Consider the following 23,582-nt stretch of genomic DNA (forward strand, 5'->3'; position numbering starts at 1 on the left):
CCGACCATGTCGCGACGGAGGATTTCAAAGAAAACTGCTTTCGAACAGCTCGCCTGAATAGGCCGAATGGGTAACGCCGGCTTCAAGATCGGCCTTGGTCAACTCATCGACAAAAACCCCGTTCTGCATGACCAGCACGCGATCGCACATATGGGCGATGACCGCGAGGTCGTGACTGACGAGAACAAAGGTCAGGTCGCGTTCTTCGCGCTGGTCGGCAAGCAGGTTCAGGATTTCGGCCTGGATGGAGACGTCGAGCGCGGATGTCGGCTCATCGAGCAGCAGGATCGGCGGCTCGAGGATCAGCGCGCGGGCAATTGCCACGCGCTGGCGCTGGCCGCCGGAAAGTTCGTGCGGGAAGCGCTCGGCGAAATGTGCGGGCAGGCCCATCTGCTGCAGGGCGGCAGGAACCTTCGACCAGCCATCGCCAAGCCCCATCGCGCGGATCGGTTCGGCGAGCGCCCGGCCGATGCGGTGGCGTGGGTGCAGCGAACCGTAGGGGTCCTGAAATACCATCTGGGCCAGTTTCAGTTCGTCGCGGCTGCGGGTCTTGCCGACCGGTTTGCCGTTAAAGCTGATCGAGCCGGTCCAGCCGGCTTCCAGCCCCGCCAGCGACCGCAGCAAGGTCGACTTGCCGCAACCGCTCTCGCCGACGATACCAAGGGTCTCGCCTTTGTTGACCGTGAGGCTGACGCCGCGCACGACGTGATTGCGTTTTTCCTTTTCGCCGTAGACGACGTCGAGCTTGTCCACCGTGATCATCGCATCACCTCCGCATCGATTGCCTGACGATCCAGCACCTTGAGACGCCGCACCGGATTGCGGGGATCGGGCATCGCCGCGATCAGGCCGCGCGTATAGGGATGCTGCGCATCCTCCAGCTTTGTCAGCGTTTCCACGACGCGCCCGCCATACATGACCAGCACGCGTTCGCAGAAGGCAGCGACCATGCGGATGTCATGGCTGATGAGGATCAGGCCGGAATTATTCTCGCGCACCATCTCGTCCAGAAGCAAAAGCACATCCTTGCGGACGCTGACATCGAGGGCCGAAGTCGGTTCGTCGGCAATGACCAGCTTCGGCTTGGCGAGTAGCATCATGGCGATCATCACGCGCTGGCCCATGCCGCCCGATATCTGGTGCGGATAAAGCGCCATCACGCGGTCGGGATCGTTGATGCGCACGCGCAGCAACATGTCGCGCGCGGCACCTCTCGCCGCCTTGCCGGTCAGCGCCAGATGCAGCTCGGCTGCTTCCGCCACCTGCTTTCCGATGGGCAGCACCGGGTTCAGCGAATAACGCGGATCCTGCATGATCAACGCCATCTCGCTGCCGCGGATCGCGCCCATCTGGCGTTCGGATTTTGTGAGCAGCGGTTCGGAGAGAAAATCCATCCGCTCCGCCGTCACGGTAGCGCTTTTCGGCAGGAGCCGCATGGCGGCGCGGCCGGTGGTGGATTTTCCGGAGCCGGATTCACCGACGATGCCGACCCTTTCGCGCCCGACGTCGAAATTGACGTTGGACACGGCGGGAATGGTGTTGCGGCCGAAACGGACATTGAGGTCGCGGACCGAAAGAATGGGGGAGCTATCAGGAACGGGCATGGCGCGGATCCAGGAGGTCGCGCAGCGTATCGCCGGCGATGTTGAAGGCAAGGCTCGTCAGCAGGATGGCGATGCCGGGCATGACGGCGACCCACCAGTAATCGAGCATGAACTTGCGGCCGCTGGAGATCATTGCACCCCATTCCGGCAGCGGCGGCTGCGCTCCTAGACCAAGGAAGCCGAGTGAAGCGGCGGTCAGGATGATGCCGGCCATGTTCAATGTCAGGCGAACGATGACCGAGGGAATGCACATCGGCGCGATGTATAGAAACAGGATGCGCAGCGGCGAGGCGCCATAGAGACGGGCGGCGGCGACGTAATCGGTATTGCGCACCACAAGCGCTTCCGCACGGGCAAGACGCGCAATCGGCGGCCATGCCGTCAGCGAGATCGCGATGATCGCCGTGCCGAGACCGGCGCCCATGGCGGCCGCAAAGGCCAATGCCAGCACGAGCGACGGGAAGGACAGGACGATATCGGTCGCGCGCATCAGGATCGCGTCGGTTCTGCCACCGAAGAAACCGGCCATCACGCCAATGGCAAGGCCGATCGGACCAACGATGATCGAGACCGACAAAACCGTCTGGATAGTGATGCGGGTGCCGTAGACAAGCCTGCTGAAAATGTCGCGGCCGAATTCGTCGGTTCCGGCCAGATGCGCCCAGCTGGGAGGCTGGAGCGCGTTTTCGAGCGCCTGACGGGCAGGATCGTAAGGCGCGATGAGCGGGGCGAAAATGGCGACGACAACCAGAATGGCCAGAATGGCGAAGCCGAACATTCCAAGCGGTTCGTCTGCGAGCTTTCGAAGCGTCCGCATGGTGGTGGTCGACAGGCGCGACAGGGCGCTGGGTCGATCAACAGTATTGTTATGCGCGATATCGGTCATCGTGCGGCCTCCCGTGTACGGGGATCAAGCGTGGTATAGGCCAGATCGGCGAGGAAGTTGAGCAGCATGAATATGAAGCCGATAACGATCGTGGCGGCCAGAATCGCATTCATGTCGCCGATGAGCAGCGCATTCGTCATGTATTGGCCGATACCGGGCCAGGAGAATACGATCTCCGTGACTACGGCGCCTTCCAGCAGGTTTCCATAGGAAATCGCCAGAACGGTGATGAGCTGCACGGCGATGTTGGGCAGCACATGACGGGTTATGGTGCGTGCGGGGCTGACGCCCTTGGCCCGTGCCGCGATGACATAATCCTGGCTGAGCTGTTCGAGGGTGAAGGCCCTCGTCATGCGGGTGATATAGGCCATGGCCATATAGGCGAGGATGATGGCGGGCAGAATGATGTGTCCAAGCGCGTTCCAGAAGATTTCCGTCTCACCCGCAAGGAGGGTGTCGATGAGCATCAAGCCCGTCTTCGGCTCCACGAGGCCTTCGTAAAAGACGTCGACCCGGCCGGGCCCCGCGACAAGGTTGAGGTTCGCGTAGAAAATCACCAGCCCGACGATGCCGAACCAGAAGACCGGTATCGAATGCCCGACAAGCGCAAAAACGCGCGCGAACTTGTCGATGAAGGTATCGCGGAAGAGGGCGGCGGCAAGACCGAGTGGGACACCGACGACCGTCGAGATGATGATCGCCAGCGTGGCGAGTTCGAAGGTCGCGGGAAACGCCTGCGCCAGATCGCGGGTCACGGGGTTGCCGGTCAGGATTGCAATGCCGAAATCGCCATGCAGCAGTCCGCGCAGGTAGATGAAGAACTGCTGGTAAAGCGGCAGATCGAGCCCCAGCCGTGCTCGCATGGCCTCATAGGCCTTCGGGTCCGCAAGTTCGCCGACGATCGCCCCGACCGGATCGGTCGGCATGACCCGACCGATGATGAAGGTGATGCAGAGCAGGATGAAGAGGCTGACGATCAGTTGCAGAAAACGATGTCCAAGCCCGCGCAGTGAGATCTCCGTCATTGCTGGCCGTACTTCCCTGTGAGAACGCCGTCAGCGGTGGAGCCTTTGCACGCTGCTCGCCGCAGACGCGCAATTCTCCATTGCAAAAACTCTTGATGGTACTTCATCCCAACTCCTCCCTGAGTTAACATGAAAACATATGACGTGCTGTCATGTCATCATATGAGTAGCGAAGGGATTCGTATTCTGCAAGAGGGAAGAGTGGCATGATGGGCGACAGGGTGAGGCCGCGGGAGAGGCGGGCACAACAGATCATCGATAATCTCAGCGCAGAAATTCGCAGTGGAAAACTGAAAAACGGTGATCAGCTTCCTACGGAACCGGAGCTGGAGCGCAGCTATGGCGTGAGTCGGACAGTGGTTCGCGAGGCGATTGCCGATCTGCGCTCTGCTGGCTATGTCGTTCCGATCCAGGGTAAAGGTGTTTTCGTCAGCAATGCCAGTGAATGGGCCGGCGTGAAACTGACGCAATCCGAGGTCGGCACCATCGCGGAAACGCTGGAAATGCTCGAGTTCCGGCTTGCGACGGAAGGGGAGGCGGCGGCAATCGCCGCCTATCGCCGCACGGCCCAGCAGGAAGCCGCAATCTCTGCGGCGCACCGGAAAATGGCCCGCGCCATCGATGCGGGTGAAACCACCGTCGATGCCGATTACGAGTTCCACACGGCCATCGCGATCGCCACCAATAACCGCTTTTATCTGGAGGCGCTGCGTCAGTTCGGTTCGCGCTCCATACCGCGCGGGCAGTTCCCGACGCTGCCGGAAACCGGTGACGCGAATTATCTTCGCAAAGTGCAGGCCGAGCACGAGGCAATCCTGCGCGCCATCGTCGAACAGGATCCCGACGCGGCGCGAAAAGCCATGCGCGAACATATGCTTGCGAGCCAGCGCCGATACAGGTTGCTATCGGAAGCGCAATAGTATCTCGACACTCATCTTATTTCATGCGATGTCATATGATGACTTGCATGGGGAGAGGAGAGAATCGATGTATGTCGGCACCCAGGTTGCTGCGCGCGATGACGAGGATTTCAGGGTTTGGGCGCAGCTCGGCGTCAAAAACATCAACGCTGATCCGCCCGGAAAACCCGCGAGCTGGACTTTTGAGGACTTTGAACGCCACCGTGACAAGGTCGAAAGCTTTGGCCTTGTCCTAGACATGGTGCAATTGCCGCTGCCGTCCCGGCCCATCGAACAGGCGTCGTATCCCGATATCCTGCTGGCCGGGCCGGATCGTGACCGGCAGATCGATGCGGTCTGCAAGATGATTGAAGATATCGCCAGGGCCGGAATCCCTGCCGCGAAATACAATCTCAACCTCATCGGCATTCCGCGCACGGAAATGGAGCGTGGCCGCGGCGGATCGCTCAATGAAGCCTGGCGCTGGGACAAGGCGGATCATGATGCCGCGCCGGGCCTGGCTGGCGTTCTTTCCGAAGACGAGAACTGGGAACGCATCGATTATTTCCTCGAGCGTGTGGTGCCGGTGGCCGAAAGTAACCGCGTGCGCCTGGCCTGCCATCCGCATGACCCCTATACACCTCCGGGTTACAGGGGCGTCACCCGCGTACTCGGCACGGTCGAAGGGCTGAAGAAATTCGTGCAGATGCGCGAGAGCCCCTATCATGGCCTGAATTTCTGCCAGGGGTCGATCGGCGAGATGCTCGACAATCCGCGCGAGGAGATCGATGACATCATCAGGTGGTTCGGTAGCCGCGACAAGATTTTCAACGTCCATTTCCGCAATATCAGCGGCGGCAAACTCTCCTTCATGGAGACGTTCCCCGATGAGGGCGACATGGACATGGTGCGGTCGCTGAAACTCTATCACGAACTCGGCTATCGCTACATGATCATGCCCGACCACGTGCCGACGATTGCCGGGCGCGATGCCGTCGGTGTCGCTTTCGCCTTCTGCTACGGCTACATCGCCGCCTTGATCGAAGCGCTTGATAACAAACATCTTTGACCATTCCGGCCCGCGACGCCCCGCTGCGTCGCGGCTTTTTCCCAAACATGAATTACCGATCTGTAGGAGGAGCAGGTATGAGAAAATCATTGATCCGTCTCGCATTCACCACCGCCCTTGGGGCCATGCTGGTGCAGGCCGCGCCAGCCCTGGCCAAAACACCCAATGACCAGCTTGTCATCGGAACGTCGCTGGCCCAGGTGCTGTCGCTTGATCCGCATCAGGCCACCGAAGCAAAAGCCAACGAAATCATGGCCAACCTCTATGACCGCCTGATTTCGGTGGATGGTTCTGGAAAGGTTTCGCCACAGCTTGCCGAACGCTGGGAAACAGATGACAAGGGCATCACCTTTCATCTGCGCGAGGCCAATTTCGCCTCGGGCAATCCGGTAACTTCGGCGGACGTCGTCTATTCGCTCAGCCGGCTGTTGAAGATGAACCAGGCTGCCGCAGCCAACCTCAAGCGCGTGGGTTACAACGCGGACAATATCGACAAGCTGGTGAGCGCACCGGATGAAAAAACGGTACGCATCGATCTTTCCGGTGAGACGACGTCTGAACTGCTTCTTTATCGTCTGGCCATGGTCATCGCCAGCGTTGTCGACAGCAAGGAACTCAAGTCGCATGAAACCAATGACGATTGGGGCAATGGCTGGCTGAGAACCAATTCCGCCGGTTCCGGTCCCTTTACGCTCAATCGCTGGTCGCCGAATGAGATCATCATTCTCGAGGCCAACAAGGATTATGTGGCCGGCAGCCCGAAAATGCGCCGCGTCATCGTTCGCCATGTGCCGGAAAGCCAGGTGGAGCGCCTGATGCTGGAGCGCGGTGATATCGACATCGCCAGCGCGCTGACGGCTGCCGATCTTGCAATCTTCAACAACAAGGAAGGTTTCCAGATTCAGCGTGTGCCGACGGGCGGCTTCTACGTCCTGTCCATGAATGCCGGCAAGGAGCCCTTGTCCAACCCCAAGGTCCGCGAAGCGATTGCCTATGGCATCGACTATAAGGGCATGGAAAAGACCATCATGGGTCCTTATGGCCGGGCGCGCACGGTGCCGGTGCCGGAAAACTTCGAATATGCCATTCCGAGCCCGGACTGGAAGCTCGATGTTCCGAAGGCGAAGGCTCTCCTCAAGGAGGCCGGTTATGAGAACGGCTTCACGCTCAATCTGAAGACGATCGCGCAGACGCCGCGCATCGACCTCGCCACCGCGATCCAGGCCTCGCTCAGCGAGATCGGCATCAAGGTCAATATCCAGCAGGGTAACGGTTCGGACGTGATTGCCGCCCATCGCGCGCGGGATTTCGACCTGCTCATTCCGCAGACCGGCGCCTACATGCCGAATGTGCTGGGCTCGATGGAGCAGTTTTCCAGCAATCCCGACAACTCGCTTGCCGCCAACAATGCCGGCAATTTCGTGTGGCGCTCGGCTTGGGACATTCCTGAACTGACTGCCCTGACGGCAAAGGCTTCGCTGGAGCCCGACGCCAAGAAGCGCGGGGAAATCTACACCCAGATGCAGGAAATGTTCGTCGCCCAGAAGCCGGCGGTGCTGCCGATGTTCGAGAGATTCGAGCCGATCGTGTTGAATGCGCGCGTGAAGGATTATGTGGGCCATCCCAGCCAGACGACCCGGCTGGAAAAGGTTACGAAGGACTAAGGGCAAACCATAGTCTCCGAAAAACCTGTGACGGGCGGTTTTACCGCCCGTTTTTTATCAGTGGCCAACCGCGGAGCCCGGCCGCGGCAGTGGATTGTCGGTATCATCCCCGCAATTTCAGGGGGTTTTCTCAAGGACTTCATCGGATTAGACCGTCCGATGACTATTCCTTCCGTCGGGCGAGAGTCGCGAACTCCGCTCACCCACCTCCCGAAGAATGCGTTGACGACCATGAACCTTGCACAGATAAAACTTCCGTCGCGGCCGCTGAGCCTCAAACGTGGCGTCATTTCGGTGCCGGCGGCCTATTATTTCTCCATTCCCGTGCTTCTGGTGATCACGGTCGTCATGCTCGTGGCCGAAGGCCCGGGCATATTGCGCGACTATCAGATCAGCAAAGACCCGCTGGAGATTGAAAACGGCGATATCAACGGCAGCTGCAAGACGCGCAAGGCGATCTTCACGACCTGCGAGGCGGATCTTTCCTATGAACAGGCGGGCGTGAGCTACAAGAAGGATGTCGAGGTCATGTTCGTCGATTTCCATTCCGGCGATTATGAAACCGGGCTGGTCATCTCCGCGAAGAACCCGGAACTCGCAACGATTTCGCTGGGCCTCGACATGCTCTGGAACCGTATCATCACGCTCGGCGTGTTCGTCGCCCTGCTCGGTTTCGGCAGTCTTGCGATGCTGTTCACACTTGTCCGTGTCCTGCGGGTTCGTCTGCAGCTGCGCAAGCCCGCGCCTTTGACCGTCATCCCGGTCGCGCTGACGGCCGTTGCCGAAAAACGCAGCCGTCTCTTCGTGACTTATGCCGATACTGTAAGGGACGATAAAACCAAGCGGCAATCCTTTACGCATCTGGAGCGGGGTCGCATTCCCGTTGTCGTCGGCCATACTGGTAAACATGATGCGGCGCTCGCGGTCCTGCATGGTAACAGCGCGTTACCGGTTCTGCTCGACGATCAGCTGGAACGGATCGACCTTACGGAGCAGGAGCGGGCGGAAGCTCTCGCATCGCTTGCCCCGATGGTCGCGAATGAGACACAGGGGGCTGCCGCGGCCCAAGCCGCGGCGATGAAGAAAGGGCCGGGTCTGCTGCGCAGACTGGGCACTTTCGTTGCCATCGTTGCCGTCATCATCGTTGCGGTGTTCGGTTACTGGCTGTGGTATGTCACAAGCGCTCCGTCGCAATTCAACTCGCCCGGAATGGACATCAACAACATGCTGCCGGCAGCACTGAACGAGTGGGGTTGCGCCCGTCTGCAGGAGCGTTTCGCCGATGGCCCGGCGCCTTTCGGATGCACCGCGGCAGATTATCGAAGCTGGAAGTAAAAGCTTCGGTCGATCACTTTTTCGGGTCGGTTTGCCAAAAGTGTTACAGCTTGGCACGCCGGCCCGAACTCTTTTCCTTTGCGCGAGAAAATATTGATACAATTATCAATAGTTGCATTAGAGATTTATAAATAAAGCACTCCCATAGTGCCACCGTGAGCGGTTCTTCAGAGGCTGGGAGAGTGCAGCATGTTCACGGTTTTGGAATGCGTTGCCATACAGCACGACCGGGCGGTCGTTCTTCTTGCAGCTGTTATCTGCCTGCTTGGCATGTTTGCTTTTTTTCACCTTCTGTTGCGTGCGGAGGAAAGTCCGGCCGGCCGTAAGCCCTATTGGGTGCTGGTTGCCGCCTTTGCCGGAGGCCTCAGCGTCTGGGCCACGCATTTCGTCGCCATGCTCGCCTATAAGGGCGCGGTTCCGATCGGTTATGATTTCGCCTTCACGGCTTTGTCGGCGGTTTTCGCCGTTATCGGTTTCTGGCTGGCGCTCACCGCCCGCTCGCAGGCCGCTTACAGCCCTGTCATCGTCGGCACGCTCATTACCCTGTCGGTTGCCGTCATGCATTTCGTCGGAATGGCGGGAATGGATGTCGCCGCCACGATCAGCTACCGGTGGGGGCCGGTGCTGGGCGGTTTTGCGGTTGCCTGGGTGTCTTTCCTGCTGGCCTTTTTTCTTTTCCGTGGCATCGGTTCCTGGAAGCGCATCGCCGCGCCGGCCGCATCGGCGATTTTCGCGATCTGCGCGCTGCATTTCACGACCATGTCGGCCACGGTGCTTTCGCCGGATCCGTCCGTATCCGGGCCTGATCCTGACAATGTCGCCCGGCTGATCATGATCTGCGCCATTTCCGGCGTCACGTTCCTGATCCTGTCTTCCACCGCCGCTGCCGCCCTGGTGGATCGTTATCTTGTCGATCTCAAGGGTCTCGTGGATGCCACGCTTGATGGCCTCGCCGTCGTCCGCGATGGGCGGATCGTGGAGCTGAACACCCGTTTTGCCGGCCTTCTGGGCAGGGATGAAGCATCGCTGGTCGGACAGAACCCCGACGATCTCTTCAAGGCTATCGACGGACAGCCTGCTTATCTGCCGCGCCATACGCCGGTGGAGGCGGTGCGCGAGCGCGCCGGGCAGGCGCAGATATTCGAACTCAGCGTACGCACGATCGAATATCGCGGCCGCCCCTGTGAGGTGATGGCCATCCGTGACCTGACGGAAAAGCGGGAAGCGCAGCGGGAAATCGAATATCTCGCCCGCCATGATGTTCTGACCGGCCTTTCCAACCGCACCATGTTCCAGACCCGTCTTCACCAGCAGATCGAGCATTGCGACGAGGATGACGAATTTGCGCTGCTGGCGCTCGATCTCGACCGGTTCAAGGCGGTCAACGACATATTCGGTCATGCCGAAGGGGATCGCGTCCTGAAAAAGGTCGCCGCCATTCTCGATGAATGTGCAAGGCCAGGCGATGTGGTCGCCCGTCTCGGTGGTGATGAGTTCGTCATCCTGACCGCGCGCCACACCAGGGCGGAAGAGGCGCGCCTGCTGGCAGAAACGATCCTTGGCATGTTTGCACTGAAGATGAATGTCGCCAACGATCCGACCTCCGTCGGCGTCAGCATCGGCATCGCCGTGTTCCCGCGGGACGGCCGGGATCATGAAAGCATCATGCATGCCGCAGATCTGGCGCTTTACCGCGCGAAGATGGGCGGACGCGGCATATTGGCTTTCTACGACCCGGTGATGGATCAGGAGGCGCGCGAACGCCGCCAGCTCGAGACGGATCTGCGGCTTGCCATCAATCGCAACGAGCTGCTGCTGAACTATCAGCCGGTGCTGTCAGTCGAATGCGGCCAGGTCGTCGGCTACGAGGCGCTGGTGCGCTGGCAGCACCCGACACGGGGCGTGGTGCCGCCGGATGTCTTCATTCCGATTGCCGAGGAAAGTGGGATCATCATCTCGCTCGGCGAATGGGTACTGCGTGAGGCCTGCCGTCAGGCGGCCGGCTGGGCGCCGCATCTGAAGGTCGCGGTGAATGTCTCACCGTTGCAGTTTTCGCTGGCCAATCTCGGTCATGTCGTCTGCACCGTCCTGATGCAGACCGGGCTTTCGCCGAACCGGCTGGAGCTCGAAATCACGGAAGCTGCCCTTCTGAAAGATCGCAAGACGACGCTGATCATCCTCAACCAGTTGAAGGCGCTCGGTGTCGCCATCGTCATGGATGATTTCGGTACGGGTTATTCCTCGCTCAGCAACCTGCAGAGCTTCCCCTTCGACAAGATAAAGATCGACCGCAGTTTCATCGCTGCCATGAGCGACGATGACAATGCCCGCGCCATCGTGCGCGCGGTGATCGGCCTTGGCCGCAGCCTCGATCTGCCGGTCACGGCGGAGGGGATTGAAACGGATGCGCAATATCGCATGGTCGTCGACGAGGGCTGCGCGCAGGCGCAGGGTTATCTCTTCGGCAAACCGGATGTCGCACCCGCGCAGGTCGTAAGAACCACCACGCGGAAGAAACATTCCGTTTGATAAAAGAGGCGACGGCGCAGGACGCCGTCGCCCCGCCTTTCCCACATCGGATGGAACGAGAGCGACGGCAGATCGTTAGGCTTGCGTGTGGCGCGTCCATGCTGCGGTTGCCCCGGCGGTGCCGACGACCAGCCTGACGGGAGTGGTTTGATCCCCTGTCATGAACGCGCCTCGGATGAACTTCTATTGACGGGAGAGACCGCGATGACAGACCGCCTCGAGCCGCAGGACCCGCGCAGCCAGTATCCGCGCCCGCCCTTTTCGACCCCGACCCAGGAGATGCCGGGTCTGGTGACGAATATGACGCCTTTCCCTGATCATGGCGAAAAAAGCTACAAGGGCACCGGCAAGCTTGCCGGGCGCAAGGCGCTGATTACCGGCGGCGATTCAGGTATCGGCCGCGCCGTCGCCATCGCCTTTGCAAGGGAAGGTGCTGATGTGGCGATCTCCTATCTGCCGGAAGAGGAATCCGACGCTGAGGAGGTCGTGGCGCTCATCGAGGCGGAAGGTCGCGTGGCGGTCGCGCTGCCCGGCGATATTACCGATGAGGCATGGTGCCGCGAACTGGTAGAGAAGGCGGCCGGCGATCTCGACGGGCTGGATATTCTGGTCATCAACGCCGCGAGACAGCAATATCGCGAAGACATAGAAGAACTGTCGACCGACGATTTCGACCGCACCATGAAGACCAATCTTTATGCCCTGCACTGGATTGCGCAGGCGGCTGTTCCCCATCTCAAGCCGGGGTCGTCGGTGATCACCACCGCCTCGATACAGGCTTATGAGCCCTCCGCAATCCTGCTGGACTACGCCACCACCAAAGCCGGTATCGTCGCCTATACGAAAGCGCTTGCCAAACAGCTCATCGAAAAGGGCGTGCGCGCAAATGCCGTTGCGCCGGGGCCGTTCTGGACGGTGCTTCAGCCGAGCGGCGGCCAGCCGGACGAGAAGGTGAAAAATTTCGGCAAGGACAGCGATTTCGGCCGTCCGGGACAGCCGGTGGAACTGGCGCCCGTTTATGTGCTGCTGGCGTCGCAGGATGCGAGCTTCATCAATGGCGAGGTTTATGGCGTCACCGGCGGCAGGGGCATTGCCTGAGGCGATGCCCGCAAATGCCGGATGGGGGCCTTGAGGATTTCGAAATGAAACGGCAGGCAGAACGTTCAGACAGTAGCTTGAAGAGCTTCGATGTCCGCGATCGGCTGATACTGGCGCTTTATGCGCAATTGAAAGCGGAGCGGCAGACCCGTGAGGCGATGGAGTGGGTGATCCGCAATGGTGGCCTTTCGCCGGAGGTGCTGGAAGCCATGGCGTCCGACCCGGTGCCGGTTCTGGCGGAGGCGGACGTGCCCGCCATCGAGCGCATTCTGGCCGGCGACCGACGCCGGGAAATGCCCTCCCGCAGCGATGACGAGGGACGACGGACATGAACCGCAGAGCCAGCTGGAGAGGCCATCTGACCTTTGCCGATTTCAACTGCGAAATCGGCCTTTATTCCGCGCTGACCTCGGCGGAGAAAATCGCGTTCAATATCGTCAACCGCAAGACCGGCCACCGCGTCGAGCGGCAATATGTTGATAGTGATACCGGTGAGGCGGTTCTTCGCGACGATCAGGTGAAGGGATACGAGCTCGACAATGGCGATCACATCGTCATCGAGGGTGATGAGATCGCGAAGCTGATGCCGGAAAGCGACAAGGTTATCCGCGTCAGTCATTTCCTGCCCTGTGACGAGATCGACAAGCTTTATTTCGACAAGTCCTATTATCTCGCGCCCGGCGGGGAGGGTGGCGAAGAGGCGTTGACGCTTCTTGCCAGGGCGATGGACGACGAAAATGTCGCAGCTCTCGGCGAAGCGGTGCTTTTCCGCCGCAACCGTGTCCTGCTGATCCGTCCGAGCGGTAAGGCTCTCGTCGCGACGACGCTGAATTTCAGCTACGAGGTCCGTTCGCAGACATCGGTCTTCAAGTCGATCCCCGACATCGAGTTCGATGAGGAAATGTTGGAACTTGCCGGTCACATCATCGAAAAGCGCGCCGGCACGTTCGATCCCGCCGACTATAGCGACCGTTATAATGATGCGCTGGCCGAACTTGTGAAAGCCAAGATCGAAGGCCGGGAAATCGCCAAGCAACCGCCGCGCAAGGAAGACAATATCATCGATCTCAAGGAGGCCCTGCGCCGCAGCGCGGGGGCGGGAGCCGGGAAAAAGGCGACGGCAGCAGGCCGCAAGGCGTCGCGGAAAGCGGGCTGATCCATGGGATTGCAGACCTATAACGCCAAGCGCAGTTTCGACAAGACGCCGGAGCCCAAGGGTACGAAGGCCGAACAGCAGGGATCGAGCTTCGTGATCCAGAAACACGATGCCCGCCGTCTGCATTATGATTTTCGGCTGGAAATGGATGGCGTGCTGAAAAGCTGGGCGGTGACGCGCGGTCCCAGTCTCGATCCCGAGGACAAACGCCTTGCCGTGCATGTGGAGGACCATCCCCTCAGTTATGGTGATTTTGAAGGTGTTATCCCCAAGGGACAATATGGCGGCGGCACCGTGATTGTCTGGGATCGCGGCATCTGGCAGCCGATCGGTGACGCCCGGAAAGGTTATCGCAAAGGTCATCTGGAATTTGAACTGGAAGGCGAAAAGCTGAAAGGACGCTGGCATCTGGTGCGCATGCATGGAAAGCCGGGCGAAAGCCGGGAAAACTGGCTGCTGATCAAGGGCGACGACGAGGAAGCCAGACATAAAGGCGGTGCGGATATTCTGGAGGAACGGCCGGAATCGGTGAAAACCGGGCGCAGCGTCGAGGAAGTCGCGGCCAAACCGAAAGATACCTGGAATTCCAAGCCGGTATCGAAAAAGGCCGCCGTTTCGACGTCGGGCAAAAAACAGGCGCATGCGCTGCCTAAAGGCGCGCGCAAACAGACTATGCCGTCCTTTGTGCCGCCGGCGCTCGCGACGCTCAAGCCGAAACCGCCCGACGGAGATCGCTGGCTGCATGAAATCAAATTTGACGGCTATCGTCTGCAGGCGCGCGTCGATCAGGGCAAGCTCCAGCTCCTGACCCGCAGCGGGCTGGACTGGACGGAGAAATTCGGCAGGGCCGTGACAGGAGCTATCAAGGCGCTGCCGGTGGAAACGGTGTTGATCGACGGCGAAATCGTCGTGGAACGCGATAGCGGGGCTTCCGATTTCTCCGCCTTGCAGCAGGATCTGAGCGAAGGACGCAGCGACCGTTTCGTGTTTTACGCCTTCGATCTTCTTTATCTCGATGGCAGCGATCTGCGTGGTGCGGCATTGAGCGAACGAAAGGCGCTGCTCGAAAAGCTGTTGCCGGCGGGCGATCCCCATCTCCGTTACAGCCAGCATTTTGAAGAAAGCGGCGCGCTTGTCCTCGACCATGCCTGTCGGCTCAGTCTTGAGGGTGTCATTTCCAAGGTCAAGAGCAGCAAATATGTTTCCGGGCGCAAGGGAGAATGGGTGAAATCCAAATGCTCGATGCGACAGGAATTCGTTATCGGTGGTTATACTGTCTCCTCGACATCGGACCACGCCATTGGATCGCTGGCGCTCGGCGTTTATGAAAATGGCAAGCTGCGCCATGTTGGACGTGTCGGGACAGGTTATACGGGCGAAGTGGCGGAGATGCTGCTTGGCCGGCTGAAGCCGCTTGAGCGCAAGGAAAGCCCGTTCGGTGAGAAACTCACCGCGCTTGCCCGACGTGATCTTCATTTCGTCAAGCCGGAACTGGTGGCGGAAGTGGAGTTTCGCGCATGGTCTGGAGATGGCAATCTGCGTCATGCCTCTTTCCGGGGGCTGCGCGAAGACAAGCCCGCAGGAGAAATCGAACGCGAGGAGAAGGCCGTGTCCGACACCAAGGCGCCGCAATCGACGATCAAGTTCACCCATCCGGACCGGCTGTACTGGCCGGACGATGGCGTGACGAAGGAGGGGCTTGCCGATTATTATGCGCAGGTCTGGCGGCACATCGCGCCCTTTGTCGTCAACCGGCCGCTGGCATTGCTGCGCTGCCCGGAAGGGATTGAGGGGCAACGCTTCTTCCAGAAACATGCCTGGCGCGGCATCAACAAGGCGGTTGAGCAGATCAGGGATCCCAAGGACAAGGGCGGTGAGCCGCTGATCCGCATCACCGATTTTGATGGCCTGATGGCGCTCGTGCAATCCGCCGCGCTTGAAATCCACCCATGGGGCGTGACCACCGCCAATTGGGAAAAGCCTGACATGATCACCATGGATATCGACCCCGGCGAGGATGTGGCATGGGAAGAGGTGATTGAGGCGGCGCTGGAACTGAAACGGCGTTTCGAAGAGGCCGGGCTTGCCGCTTTCGTCAAGACCTCGGGCGGCAAGGGACTGCATGTCGTCGCGCCGCTGAAGCCGCAGGCGGGCTGGGCCCCGGTAAAAGCCTTCGCCAAGGCCATGGCGGCGGATATGTCGAAAGCCGAACCGGAGAAATATCTTTCCGTCGCCACCAAAGCGAAACGTCAGGGCCGTATTTTTATCGACTACCTGCGCAACGGCAGGGGCAATACGGCGGTTGCGGCCTATTCGACGCGCGCCCGGCCGGGAGCCGCCATTTCAGCGCCGCTCGAATGGTCGGAACTCACCGCCGAGATCGGTCCGGCCCATTTCACCGTCAACAATATTGGGGCTCGTCTTGCGGCGCTGAAAAAAGACCCGTGGGACGGCTTTTTTGCCGCTGCCAAGCCGCTGCCGAAAAAGGCACGGTGAAGACGCCGATTCTCAGCTTCTCTTTTCCGAAGCGAGGCTTTTCTTCAGCGCATCCATGATATTGATGACATTGCCGCCGGTGCGGGCCTTCGTGCTAGTTTTCTTTGTCGACGAGGAGACCTCCTCGCCTTTGGTCTTCAGCAGGGACTTGATCTTTTTCTGAATGGGGTCCTGCACCAGAGTTGGCTTCCAAGCCGTGACCTGTTTGCCGATGCGTTTCTCCATGGCGTCCAGCAACGGCCGGTCGATTTTCATCTTCGGCTCCAGCGCGTCGATGCTCTCGCGCACCTCCTCGCCGTAATGGAGCGTCCACAGGATGATGCCCTTGCCTGAAGGTTCCAGCAGGACTGCTCTTTCACGACGGTAGATCACCAGACGCGCAATGCCGAAAACATCGTTCGCCTTCATGGCTTCGCGAATGACGCTGAAGGCTTCGGTGCCGATCTTGTCTTCCGGCCGCAGAAAATGCGGACGGTCGTACCAGATCCAGTCGATCGACCCTTTCGGCACGAAGGTCTTGATATCGATGGTGCGGGTGCTTTCCAGCGCCACCGCATCGATCTCGTCATCCTCCAGCAACACGTAGTCATCCTCGCCGCGCGGAAAACCCTTCACCTGGTTCCTGGCGGCGACCGGCCTGTGGGTGACGCTGTCGACATAGCGGCTTTCGACGCGATTGCCGGTTTTGCGATTGAGGATGTGGAAGCGGTATTTGTTGCCTTCGGTCGTCGCAGGCGTCAACGAGACGGAGGCCGTCACCAGTGACAGCTTCAGATAACCCTTCCAGAAAACCTGCCGTGCCATGTCCGCGATCCGCATTGGTCTCCCGGAACAACAGCCACAGGGTGGCTTTTGTTCCGGGAGGGACCGCAAATCGGGGCAGGGATGGAGCTATCAGAACAGCGAGGTCAGCCCGTAAACGGCAGCGGAGATCAGTGCGGCTGCCGGCATGGTCACGATCCAGGCGATGACGATATTGCCGGCAAGCCCCCAGCGCACCGCCGAGACACGGCGTGCAGCGCCGACACCGATGATGGCGCCGGTGATCGTGTGGGTGGTGGAGACCGGAATGCCGAGCCATGTGGCGCCGAACAGCGTCAGCGCCCCGCCGGTTTCGGCGCAGAAACCCTGCATCGGGTTCAGCCGGGTGATTTTCGATCCCATCGTATGGACAATACGCCAGCCGCCGAAGAGCGTACCGAGCGCCATGGCCGACTGGCAGGAAATCACCACCCAGAAGGGCACGTAGAAGCTTTCGCCGAGATGCCCCTGGCTGAAAAGCAGCACCGCGATGATGCCCATGGTCTTCTGCGCGTCATTGCCGCCGTGCCCCAGCGAATAAAGCGAGGCGGAGATGAACTGCATGACGCGGAAGGTGCGGTCGACCGCAAAGGGCGTCTGCCGCACGAACAGCCACGACACGGCAAGCACGAGAACGAGCGCCAGGAAAAAGCCGATGGCCGGCGACATGAAGATCGCCCCCACGGTCTTCAGCAGGCCCGACCAGACGATGGAATTAAAGCCCACCTTGGCGAAACCCGCACCGACGAGGCCGCCGATCAGCGCATGCGAGGAGCTGGAGGGAATGCCGAAAATCCAGGTGACAATGTTCCAGACGATCGCGCCGATCAGCGCCGCGAAGATGACCTGCGGCGACACAATGGCCGGATCGATGATGCCGGTGCCGAGTGTTTCCGCCACATGCAGGCCGAAGAACAGGAAGGCGATGAAATTGAAGAAGGCCGCCCACGCGACCGCATATTGCGGCCGCAGCACCCGGGTGGAGACGATGGTGGCGATGGAATTGGCGGCGTCATGCAGACCGTTCAGGAAATCGAAGAACAGCGCGATGGCGATAAGGCCGACGAGCAGCGGCAGGGCAAGCGCGACATCCATCAGACGTTCTCGATCACGATGCCGCTGATCTCGTTGGCGACATCCTCGAAGCGGTCGACGACCTTTTCGAGTTCGCCGTAGATTTCGCTGCCGATCATATAGGCCATGGCATCGCCGCTCGCGCCATGCCGGCGGAAGAGGTCCTTCAGACCCAGGTCGTGAAGCTCGTCGGAGCGGCCTTCGACGCGGGTTACCTCTTCGGCGATGGCCGAGAGGCGATGCGCATTCGTGCCGACCTTGTTGAGAAGCGGAATGGCTTCCGCAATCAGGCCCGCCGCGCGTACGATCTCGTGGCCCATCTCCTTCATCAGCGGGTCGAATTCGCTCTGTTCGAACAGGCGGATGGTCTTGACGGTCTTGTGCATCATGTCGATGGCGTCATCCATGGACTGGATGAGGTCCTTGATGTCGCCACGATCAAAGGGAGTGATGAAGCTCCGCCTGACCGCAAGCAGCACCTCGCGGGTGATGTCATCCGCCTGATGCTCGAGGGCGACGATGAGGTCGCAGTTCTTCTCGACGTCGACGCCGCTCAAAAGTTGGTCAAGGGCTTCAGCCGCTCTGATGACGGTTTCGGAATGTTTGCTGAACATGTCGAAGAAACGGTCCTCGCGCGGCATCAGCTTGCGAAAAATACTCATCATGCGAATTGGCCCTCAATGGCGCTTTATCAGTTGTGGGGGGTGATTGTCATAAAACTGTCATAAATGCACGCGGGGCATTGATGCAACCCGGAAAATCAGCACTATCAACGGATATGAAATCTTCCAAGAAACGCCGGAAAACCCGTCCGGCCCGTCCACTCACATTGCTCCAGCAGCTGGCTGCGGTTCCCGAAAAGCTCTTCACCGGTGCTTTCCGGCAGCAATATGCCGCGCTCTGTTTCCGTTATGCCGACAATAGCGTGGATGTCGAAATCCTCCTCGTCACGTCCCGCACCAGTCAGCGCTGGATCATTCCGCGCGGCTGGCCGATGAAGCGCAAGAAGCCGCATCAGGCGGCGGCGATCGAAGCGTGGGAGGAGGCGGGCGTTCGCGGCCGGGTGAAGAAGGATGCGGTGGGCCGCTATACCTATCTCAAGATGCTCGACAATGGCGATGTCGTTCCCTGCATGGTCGACGTCTTCCAGATAGAGGTGACGGAAACGGACGCGACCTTCAAGGAGCACGGTGAACGCCTGCTGGAATGGGTGCGCCCTGACGAGGCGGCAAGACGCGTTCGCGATATCGAACTGAAATCACTGTTGGTCGATTTCCGGCCAAAGGGGAAAAAGAAACGCCAGAGCGGCGAGAGACCGTAACCGCATCTGCGCGGCATTCCTTCCTGCAGCCGGTACTGTAATGCCACCGCAATAGGACATGCCCACCCTTGCCTGATGATTGTCATCAGGAGCCGTTGCATGAATTTACGTCGTCCCGTTCTCCGCTTCTTGTTGCGTTATCTCCATCCGATTATCGCCATCGCTTTGCTTCTGGCGGGCCCGGCTGCGATTCTTTTGCTGAGATGACGACAGGGGCACCATTCGGAATGACGGGAAGGCGGTGTCGCCTTCCCGTTGTCAGCCGGATTGGTGTCTAGCCGACCTTGTCAGGCCGGCTGTTTTTGGGAAGATTGCGCCTCATGGTTCGAATGCCCCGTTGCATCCGGCGCTTTCGGTAACAGGCGGGCGAAACGCCTGATGATGCTGTCCAGATAGGACAGGATGGTCGGCACCACGATCAGGGTCAGCAGCGTGGAACTGATGAGGCCGCCAACCACCGCATGGGCCATCGGCGCGCGCTGCGCGCCACCGCCGCCGACGGCCAGGCCGAGCGGGATCATGCCGAAGATCATCGCAAGCGTCGTCATGATGATCGGACGGAAGCGGATGACACCGGCATTCTCCAGCGCCTCGTTCAGCGAGAGCCCCCGCCGTCGCTCGCGATTGGCGAAATCTACCAGCAGGATGCCGTTTTTGGTCACGAGGCCCATCAGCATGATGAAGCCGATCAGCGAGAACATGTTGATCGTGCTGCCGGCGATCATCAACCCGATGAGGACGCCGACGAGCGACAGCGGCAGCGACGCCATGATGGCGAGCGGTTGCAAGAAGCTGCCGAACTGCGAGGCGAGCACGATGTAGATGAAGATGACGGCCATGCTGAGCGCCGTGACCATATGGCCGACGGTTTCCTGCATGGTTTCGGCGTCGCCGCCGAAGCGGATGCGATAGCCGTTCGGCAGGTCAAGACCGGCGGTCAGGCCCTGCAGGGTCTCCGTCACGTCGCCAAGCGTGCGGCCGGCAATATTGGCCGAAACCAGTATCTCGCGGCGATTGTCGATGCGGCGGATTTCGGCGGGGGCCGGCATGATGCCGATATCGGCAACCTGATCGAGACGCACCATCAGCGGTGCACCGTTCGCCGCCGTGCGACCGGTTGCGATCATCAATTCTCCGAGACTTGCCAGGTCGGACCGCCGCTCGGCCGGCAGGCGGATGACGATATCGTACGTATTGCCGTCCGTATCCGTCCATTTCGACACATCCTCCCCGCCGATAAGGGGGGAGAGTGCCGTGGCAAGATCGGAGCGGGCAATGCCGAGATCGCTCGCCGCCGCAGGCTTCAGGCGTACCGACAGGACAGAGGTTACATCCTTCGCGCTGGAGGTCACGTCCACGAGGCCCGGAATTTTTTTCATGTCTTCGACGAGGCCGGCGGCGATTTTTTCAAGAACAGCCCGGTCGTCGCCGAGGATGCTCAGCTGCACCGGGCTTTCGCCGCCGCCAAGGCCATTCTGCAGGATCGTGACCTCAATGCCAGGTATGGCCGACAGGCGCTTGCGAACCGGCTCGGCAAGGGAGAGCGGGGTTCGGCTTCGCATATCGAGCGGCACCAGGCCCACCAATATGGCGGCGCGATGTTTGCCGGCGGCGCCGCCGGTGTTGATGGTGGAATAAAGCATCTCGACCTCCGGAAATTCCCTCAGCGCCTTCTCGACCTGCCGCACCTTGGTGGTCGTATAGTCCAGAGAGGAGCCGACCGGCGCGGTGATGTTGACCTGGAAGCGGCCCTCATCGGCATTCGGAACGAATTCCGTGCCGACCAGCGGCACCATGAACAAGCTGGCGATAAATATGCCCGATGTGACAAGCAGGGTGACGAGCCGGTGCCGCAGGGTCCAGCCGATGGCGCGGCGATACTGACCGGCCATCCATTCGAAGCCGCGGTCGAAACGCGCGATCAGTCGGCCTATCGGGCCGCGTTTTGCATCGGGTTGGGCGTCCGGATCGTACCAGACGCTTGATAACATCGGATCGAGTGTGAAGGCGACGAAAAGCGAGATCAGCACCGCGGCGGAGACGGTGACGCCGAATTCGTAGAGAAACCGGCCGACGATGCCATCCATGAAGGCAACCGGCAGGAAGACCGCCACGATTGTCGCCGTTGTCGCGATGACCGCAAGCCCGATTTCATTGGTGCCGTCGAGGCCTGCGCGCAGGTGGGATTTGCCCATATGGAGATGGCGGGTGATGTTTTCGCGCACCACGATGGCGTCATCCACGAGAATGCCGATGGAAAGCGTCAGCGCCAGCAGGCTGAGCGTATTGAGCGTGAAACCGAGGAAATCGATCACCGCGAGCGTGCCGATGATGGCGATCGGCAGCGTCAGCCCGGTAATCACCGTACTGCGCCAGGAATTGAGGAACAGGAAGACGATGGCGACGGCGAGCGCCGCACCTTCTATCAGTGTCGTCTGTACCTGGCTGACGGATTCGCGAATGGGTATCGATGAATCCGTGACGATACGCAGCTGCACGTTCTGCGGGGCAAGCTCGGCGTTGAGCGCATCGAGGCGCTTTCTCACATCCGTCGCCACCTCAACGGTATTGGCGTCCTGAACCTTGACGATGTCGATCGCCAGCGCCGTCTGGCCATTATAGAGGGCGCGGCTTTCGGCATCGGCTGCCCCTTCCGAAAGCCTCGCGACATCGCGAAGCTCGACGGCCGCGCCGCCGCGCCTTGCCACGACCATGTCCAGCAGCGCCTGCGGTTCCTCGATGCGGCCCTGCACCTGGATCGTCCGTTCGGAAAGGGGATCGACGACGCTTCCGGCCGGGCTGTTGCTGTTGCCGGCGCGCAGCGCGTTCACCACCTCGTTAATGCCTATTCCAAGGGCGCGCATGCGCGTCTCGTCGATCATCACATCGATCTGCCGTTTGCGGGCGCCAACCAGCGTTGCCTGGCCGACGCCGGCAACGGTCGTCAGCTGCCGCACCACCTTCTGGTCGGCAAGGGTGGTGAGGGCGGGCACATCGAGTGATGTCGAGCTGATCGCAACCGACAGGACCGGCTCGGCGGCAGGGTCGAACCTCGATATGACGGGTTTTTTGGCGTCTTCCGGAAAATTCGCCTCGATGGCGGCGATCTTGTCGCGGACCTCCTGCGCGGCGGACGAACTCTGCACCTCGAGCTTGAATTTCGCGACGACGACGGACCGTCCCTCATAGGAGGTGGACGTGACCTCGTCGAGGCCGCTAATGGCGTTCAGCGCATCCTCGACGGGCCGCGTCACCTCCGTCTCCACCGTCTCCGGCGTCGCGCCCGGATAAGAGGTGACGACGACGACCACGGGAACGTCGACATTGGGATATTGGTCCAGCCCAAGCCGCTGCAGCGAGAAGGCGCCCATGACCAGAAGTGCCACCATCATCATGGTGGCAAAAACAGGGTGGGTAACGGATATGCGGGTCAAAAACATTTCAGCCTGCCTTGTCGACGGTGACGGCCATGTCAGGCCCCAGTTCGGGAAGCGGTGCGGTGAGGATGGTCTCGCCATTCTTCAGGCCGGCGGCAATCTCGACCAGACTGCCATCGTTCCAGCGCGCTCCGACTGCGACCGTCTGGCGGCGAAGACGGCCATCCTCCACCTTCAGCACATGGTAACCCGTCTCGTCCTTGCGCAGCGCGATTGCGGGAACGACAAGCGCATCGTTCTTTTCACGCAGGAGGATCGATCCGCTGGCGAACATTCCGCCCCACAGCCGGCCGTCCCGATTGGCAAGCCGCAGATAGACGGCGACGAAACGGGTGCCGTCTTCGGCAACCGGGCTGATGCGGTCGACCGTGCCTTTGACGATCTGGCCGCCAAGGCCGTCAATTTCCAGTTCCGCCGTCTGGCCGAGCGCCACGCGCGGTATGTCGCGGGTGGCGACAAGAACCTTCGCTTCCAGCACGCTGGTATCGACCAGTGTGAGAAGCTCGCCATCCGCACCGACACGCGATCCCGCCTCGGCCAGCCGCCGGGTGACGGTGCCGCTGAAGGGTGCGCGGATTTCGGCATTGCGAAGGGCGAGGCGAGCGATATCCGCCTGCGCCGAAAGGCTCTGGAGCCTTGCCGTCTTCACCGCGACATCGCTTTTCGCCTTGTCGAGCTGTTCCGTCGAAGCGATGTTTTTCAGGGCAAGCTGTTCGGTTCTCGTCAGGGCCTGCATCGCCAGCATCAGTTCGGCCTCGGCCGCATCCCGGTCGCTTTGCCGCAGCAAAAGCGTCGATTGCAGCTCGTCGGTTTCGAAACGCACGAGCAGCTTGCCCGCCTGCACCGCATCTCCGTCGCGGACATTCATTTCCACGATCTTGCCGGCTTCACGGGCGCGGATCACCACGCGGGTGATCGGCTGAAGCTCGCCGCTGACGCCAAGCCGCTCCACCATCGCGCGCGTACCGATCTTTGCCGTTTCCGCGGCCGTCAATTCGAATGGCGTGCCTGCGGGGCTCATCGAAGCGGTTTCGACGAGCCCGTTCACGATGCCTTTGACACGCTCATTCGCATCGACGCTGCCGCGCGCCGGATCGAGAGCGGTGACAACGAGAACGCAACCTGCAAGCGCGATCCCCGCCTTGATGGTTCTCTTCACCCACATACTGAAATCCTTTCCATCCCGGG

General features: G+C 60.5%; 19 protein-coding genes. 10 read left to right on the forward strand and 9 right to left on the reverse strand.

Annotated elements, in window-relative coordinates; translation table 11 throughout:
- Nucleotides 1-24 precede the first annotated feature (24 nt).
- Genes V6R85_RS22185 through V6R85_RS22200 form a run of 4 tightly spaced genes read right to left on the reverse strand, consistent with a single transcriptional unit; the run spans nt 25 to nt 3,515 of the window.
- Nucleotides 25-762: an ATP-binding cassette domain-containing protein gene (locus V6R85_RS22185; protein ID WP_129565343.1), complete on the reverse strand. Its 738-nt coding sequence runs from the start codon at nt 760-762 to the stop codon at nt 25-27.
- Nucleotides 759-1,604 carry an ABC transporter ATP-binding protein gene (locus V6R85_RS22190; protein WP_087746941.1) on the reverse strand — a complete coding sequence of 282 codons (846 nt, stop codon included), beginning with the start codon at nt 1,602-1,604 and terminating at the stop codon, nt 759-761. Before V6R85_RS22190 ends, V6R85_RS22185 begins: the two co-directional genes overlap by 4 nt.
- Complete coding sequence (locus V6R85_RS22195; protein WP_020009778.1) at nt 1,591-2,490, reverse strand: ABC transporter permease; 900 nt, start codon at nt 2,488-2,490, stop codon at nt 1,591-1,593. Before V6R85_RS22195 ends, V6R85_RS22190 begins: the two co-directional genes overlap by 14 nt.
- Nucleotides 2,487-3,515: an ABC transporter permease gene (locus tag V6R85_RS22200; RefSeq protein ID WP_060727246.1), complete on the reverse strand. Its 1,029-nt coding sequence runs from the start codon at nt 3,513-3,515 to the stop codon at nt 2,487-2,489. The genes V6R85_RS22195 and V6R85_RS22200 overlap by 4 nt, the downstream gene beginning before the upstream one ends.
- A gap of 206 nt (nt 3,516-3,721) precedes the next feature.
- On the opposite strand from V6R85_RS22200, the gene V6R85_RS22205 reads away from it, so the two are divergent.
- From V6R85_RS22205 to ligD, 9 genes are all read left to right on the forward strand, one after another.
- Nucleotides 3,722-4,435 carry a FadR/GntR family transcriptional regulator gene (locus V6R85_RS22205; protein ID WP_003505593.1) on the forward strand — a complete coding sequence of 238 codons (714 nt, stop codon included), beginning with the start codon at nt 3,722-3,724 and terminating at the stop codon, nt 4,433-4,435.
- A 67-nt stretch (nt 4,436-4,502) separates the two neighbouring features.
- The gene (locus tag V6R85_RS22210) at nt 4,503-5,483 is read left to right on the forward strand and encodes a mannonate dehydratase (RefSeq protein ID WP_060725552.1); all 981 of its coding nucleotides are present in this window, start codon (nt 4,503-4,505) and stop codon (nt 5,481-5,483) included.
- A 77-nt stretch (nt 5,484-5,560) separates the two neighbouring features.
- Complete coding sequence (locus V6R85_RS22215; RefSeq protein ID WP_003505595.1) at nt 5,561-7,147, forward strand: ABC transporter substrate-binding protein; 1,587 nt, start codon at nt 5,561-5,563, stop codon at nt 7,145-7,147.
- A 231-nt stretch (nt 7,148-7,378) separates the two neighbouring features.
- On the forward strand, nt 7,379-8,482 hold the full coding sequence (locus V6R85_RS22220) for a hypothetical protein (RefSeq protein ID WP_129565383.1): 1,104 nt from the start codon (nt 7,379-7,381) through the stop codon (nt 8,480-8,482).
- 189 nt (nt 8,483-8,671) lie between these two features.
- Nucleotides 8,672-11,011 (forward strand): bifunctional diguanylate cyclase/phosphodiesterase, encoded by a 2,340-nt coding sequence (locus V6R85_RS22225; RefSeq protein ID WP_087746948.1) that lies wholly within the window; start codon nt 8,672-8,674, stop codon nt 11,009-11,011.
- A gap of 204 nt (nt 11,012-11,215) precedes the next feature.
- Nucleotides 11,216-12,109 carry an SDR family oxidoreductase gene (locus tag V6R85_RS22230; protein ID WP_003505598.1) on the forward strand — a complete coding sequence of 298 codons (894 nt, stop codon included), beginning with the start codon at nt 11,216-11,218 and terminating at the stop codon, nt 12,107-12,109.
- Nucleotides 12,110-12,153: 44 nt separating this feature from the next.
- Nucleotides 12,154-12,441 (forward strand): hypothetical protein, encoded by a 288-nt coding sequence (locus tag V6R85_RS22235; protein WP_003505599.1) that lies wholly within the window; start codon nt 12,154-12,156, stop codon nt 12,439-12,441.
- Nucleotides 12,438-13,265 carry a non-homologous end joining protein Ku gene (gene ku, locus V6R85_RS22240; protein ID WP_080867362.1) on the forward strand — a complete coding sequence of 276 codons (828 nt, stop codon included), beginning with the start codon at nt 12,438-12,440 and terminating at the stop codon, nt 13,263-13,265. The genes V6R85_RS22235 and ku (V6R85_RS22240) overlap by 4 nt, the downstream gene beginning before the upstream one ends.
- 3 nt (nt 13,266-13,268) lie before the next feature.
- Nucleotides 13,269-15,761 (forward strand): DNA ligase D, encoded by a 2,493-nt coding sequence (gene ligD / locus V6R85_RS22245; RefSeq protein ID WP_080867363.1) that lies wholly within the window; start codon nt 13,269-13,271, stop codon nt 15,759-15,761.
- Nucleotides 15,762-15,773: 12 nt separating this feature from the next.
- Here ligD and ku (V6R85_RS22250) read toward each other — a convergent pair whose 3' ends face one another.
- From ku (V6R85_RS22250) to V6R85_RS22260, 3 genes are all read right to left on the reverse strand, one after another.
- Complete coding sequence (gene ku / locus V6R85_RS22250; RefSeq protein WP_162996206.1) at nt 15,774-16,565, reverse strand: non-homologous end joining protein Ku; 792 nt, start codon at nt 16,563-16,565, stop codon at nt 15,774-15,776.
- A 90-nt stretch (nt 16,566-16,655) separates the two neighbouring features.
- A complete protein-coding gene (locus V6R85_RS22255) occupies nt 16,656-17,657 on the reverse strand; it encodes an inorganic phosphate transporter (protein WP_003505604.1) in 1,002 nt (333 codons plus the stop codon).
- Nucleotides 17,657-18,301, reverse strand: a complete 645-nt coding sequence (locus V6R85_RS22260; RefSeq protein WP_336377210.1) for a DUF47 domain-containing protein — start codon at nt 18,299-18,301, stop codon at nt 17,657-17,659. The genes V6R85_RS22255 and V6R85_RS22260 overlap by 1 nt, the downstream gene beginning before the upstream one ends.
- A gap of 113 nt (nt 18,302-18,414) precedes the next feature.
- Here V6R85_RS22260 and V6R85_RS22265 point away from each other — a divergent pair, with 113 nt between their 5' ends.
- Nucleotides 18,415-18,957, forward strand: a complete 543-nt coding sequence (locus tag V6R85_RS22265; RefSeq protein WP_003505606.1) for an NUDIX hydrolase — start codon at nt 18,415-18,417, stop codon at nt 18,955-18,957.
- Nucleotides 18,958-19,244: 287 nt separating this feature from the next.
- Here V6R85_RS22265 and V6R85_RS22270 read toward each other — a convergent pair whose 3' ends face one another.
- A complete protein-coding gene (locus V6R85_RS22270) occupies nt 19,245-22,397 on the reverse strand; it encodes an efflux RND transporter permease subunit (protein ID WP_336377211.1) in 3,153 nt (1,050 codons plus the stop codon).
- Between the two features lies 1 nt (nt 22,398).
- The gene (locus V6R85_RS22275) at nt 22,399-23,559 is read right to left on the reverse strand and encodes an efflux RND transporter periplasmic adaptor subunit (protein WP_336377212.1); all 1,161 of its coding nucleotides are present in this window, start codon (nt 23,557-23,559) and stop codon (nt 22,399-22,401) included.
- Nucleotides 23,560-23,582: the final 23 nt, after the last annotated feature.

Source organism: Agrobacterium sp. CCNWLW32 (assembly GCF_037083425.1).
In the GTDB taxonomy this organism is placed as follows: domain Bacteria; phylum Pseudomonadota; class Alphaproteobacteria; order Rhizobiales; family Rhizobiaceae; genus Agrobacterium; species Agrobacterium radiobacter.

Coding starts and splice junctions, on each gene's coding strand:
- V6R85_RS22210 (WP_060725552.1), top strand. CDS start 4,503: ATGTATGTCGGCACCCAGGTTGCTGCGCGCGATGACGAGGATTTCAGG.
- V6R85_RS22190 (WP_087746941.1), bottom strand. CDS start 1,604: ATGCCCGTTCCTGATAGCTCCCCCATTCTTTCGGTCCGCGACCTCAAT.
- ligD (WP_080867363.1), top strand. CDS start 13,269: ATGGGATTGCAGACCTATAACGCCAAGCGCAGTTTCGACAAGACGCCG.
- V6R85_RS22215 (WP_003505595.1), top strand. CDS start 5,561: ATGAGAAAATCATTGATCCGTCTCGCATTCACCACCGCCCTTGGGGCC.
- V6R85_RS22265 (WP_003505606.1), top strand. CDS start 18,415: ATGAAATCTTCCAAGAAACGCCGGAAAACCCGTCCGGCCCGTCCACTC.
- V6R85_RS22220 (WP_129565383.1), top strand. CDS start 7,379: ATGAACCTTGCACAGATAAAACTTCCGTCGCGGCCGCTGAGCCTCAAA.
- ku (WP_162996206.1), bottom strand. CDS start 16,565: ATGGCACGGCAGGTTTTCTGGAAGGGTTATCTGAAGCTGTCACTGGTG.
- V6R85_RS22205 (WP_003505593.1), top strand. CDS start 3,722: ATGATGGGCGACAGGGTGAGGCCGCGGGAGAGGCGGGCACAACAGATC.
- V6R85_RS22185 (WP_129565343.1), bottom strand. CDS start 762: ATGATCACGGTGGACAAGCTCGACGTCGTCTACGGCGAAAAGGAAAAA.
- V6R85_RS22255 (WP_003505604.1), bottom strand. CDS start 17,657: ATGGATGTCGCGCTTGCCCTGCCGCTGCTCGTCGGCCTTATCGCCATC.
- V6R85_RS22230 (WP_003505598.1), top strand. CDS start 11,216: ATGACAGACCGCCTCGAGCCGCAGGACCCGCGCAGCCAGTATCCGCGC.
- V6R85_RS22200 (WP_060727246.1), bottom strand. CDS start 3,515: ATGACGGAGATCTCACTGCGCGGGCTTGGACATCGTTTTCTGCAACTG.
- V6R85_RS22260 (WP_336377210.1), bottom strand. CDS start 18,301: ATGATGAGTATTTTTCGCAAGCTGATGCCGCGCGAGGACCGTTTCTTC.
- V6R85_RS22225 (WP_087746948.1), top strand. CDS start 8,672: ATGTTCACGGTTTTGGAATGCGTTGCCATACAGCACGACCGGGCGGTC.
- V6R85_RS22275 (WP_336377212.1), bottom strand. CDS start 23,559: ATGTGGGTGAAGAGAACCATCAAGGCGGGGATCGCGCTTGCAGGTTGC.
- V6R85_RS22195 (WP_020009778.1), bottom strand. CDS start 2,490: ATGACCGATATCGCGCATAACAATACTGTTGATCGACCCAGCGCCCTG.
- V6R85_RS22235 (WP_003505599.1), top strand. CDS start 12,154: ATGAAACGGCAGGCAGAACGTTCAGACAGTAGCTTGAAGAGCTTCGAT.
- ku (WP_080867362.1), top strand. CDS start 12,438: ATGAACCGCAGAGCCAGCTGGAGAGGCCATCTGACCTTTGCCGATTTC.
- V6R85_RS22270 (WP_336377211.1), bottom strand. CDS start 22,397: ATGTTTTTGACCCGCATATCCGTTACCCACCCTGTTTTTGCCACCATG.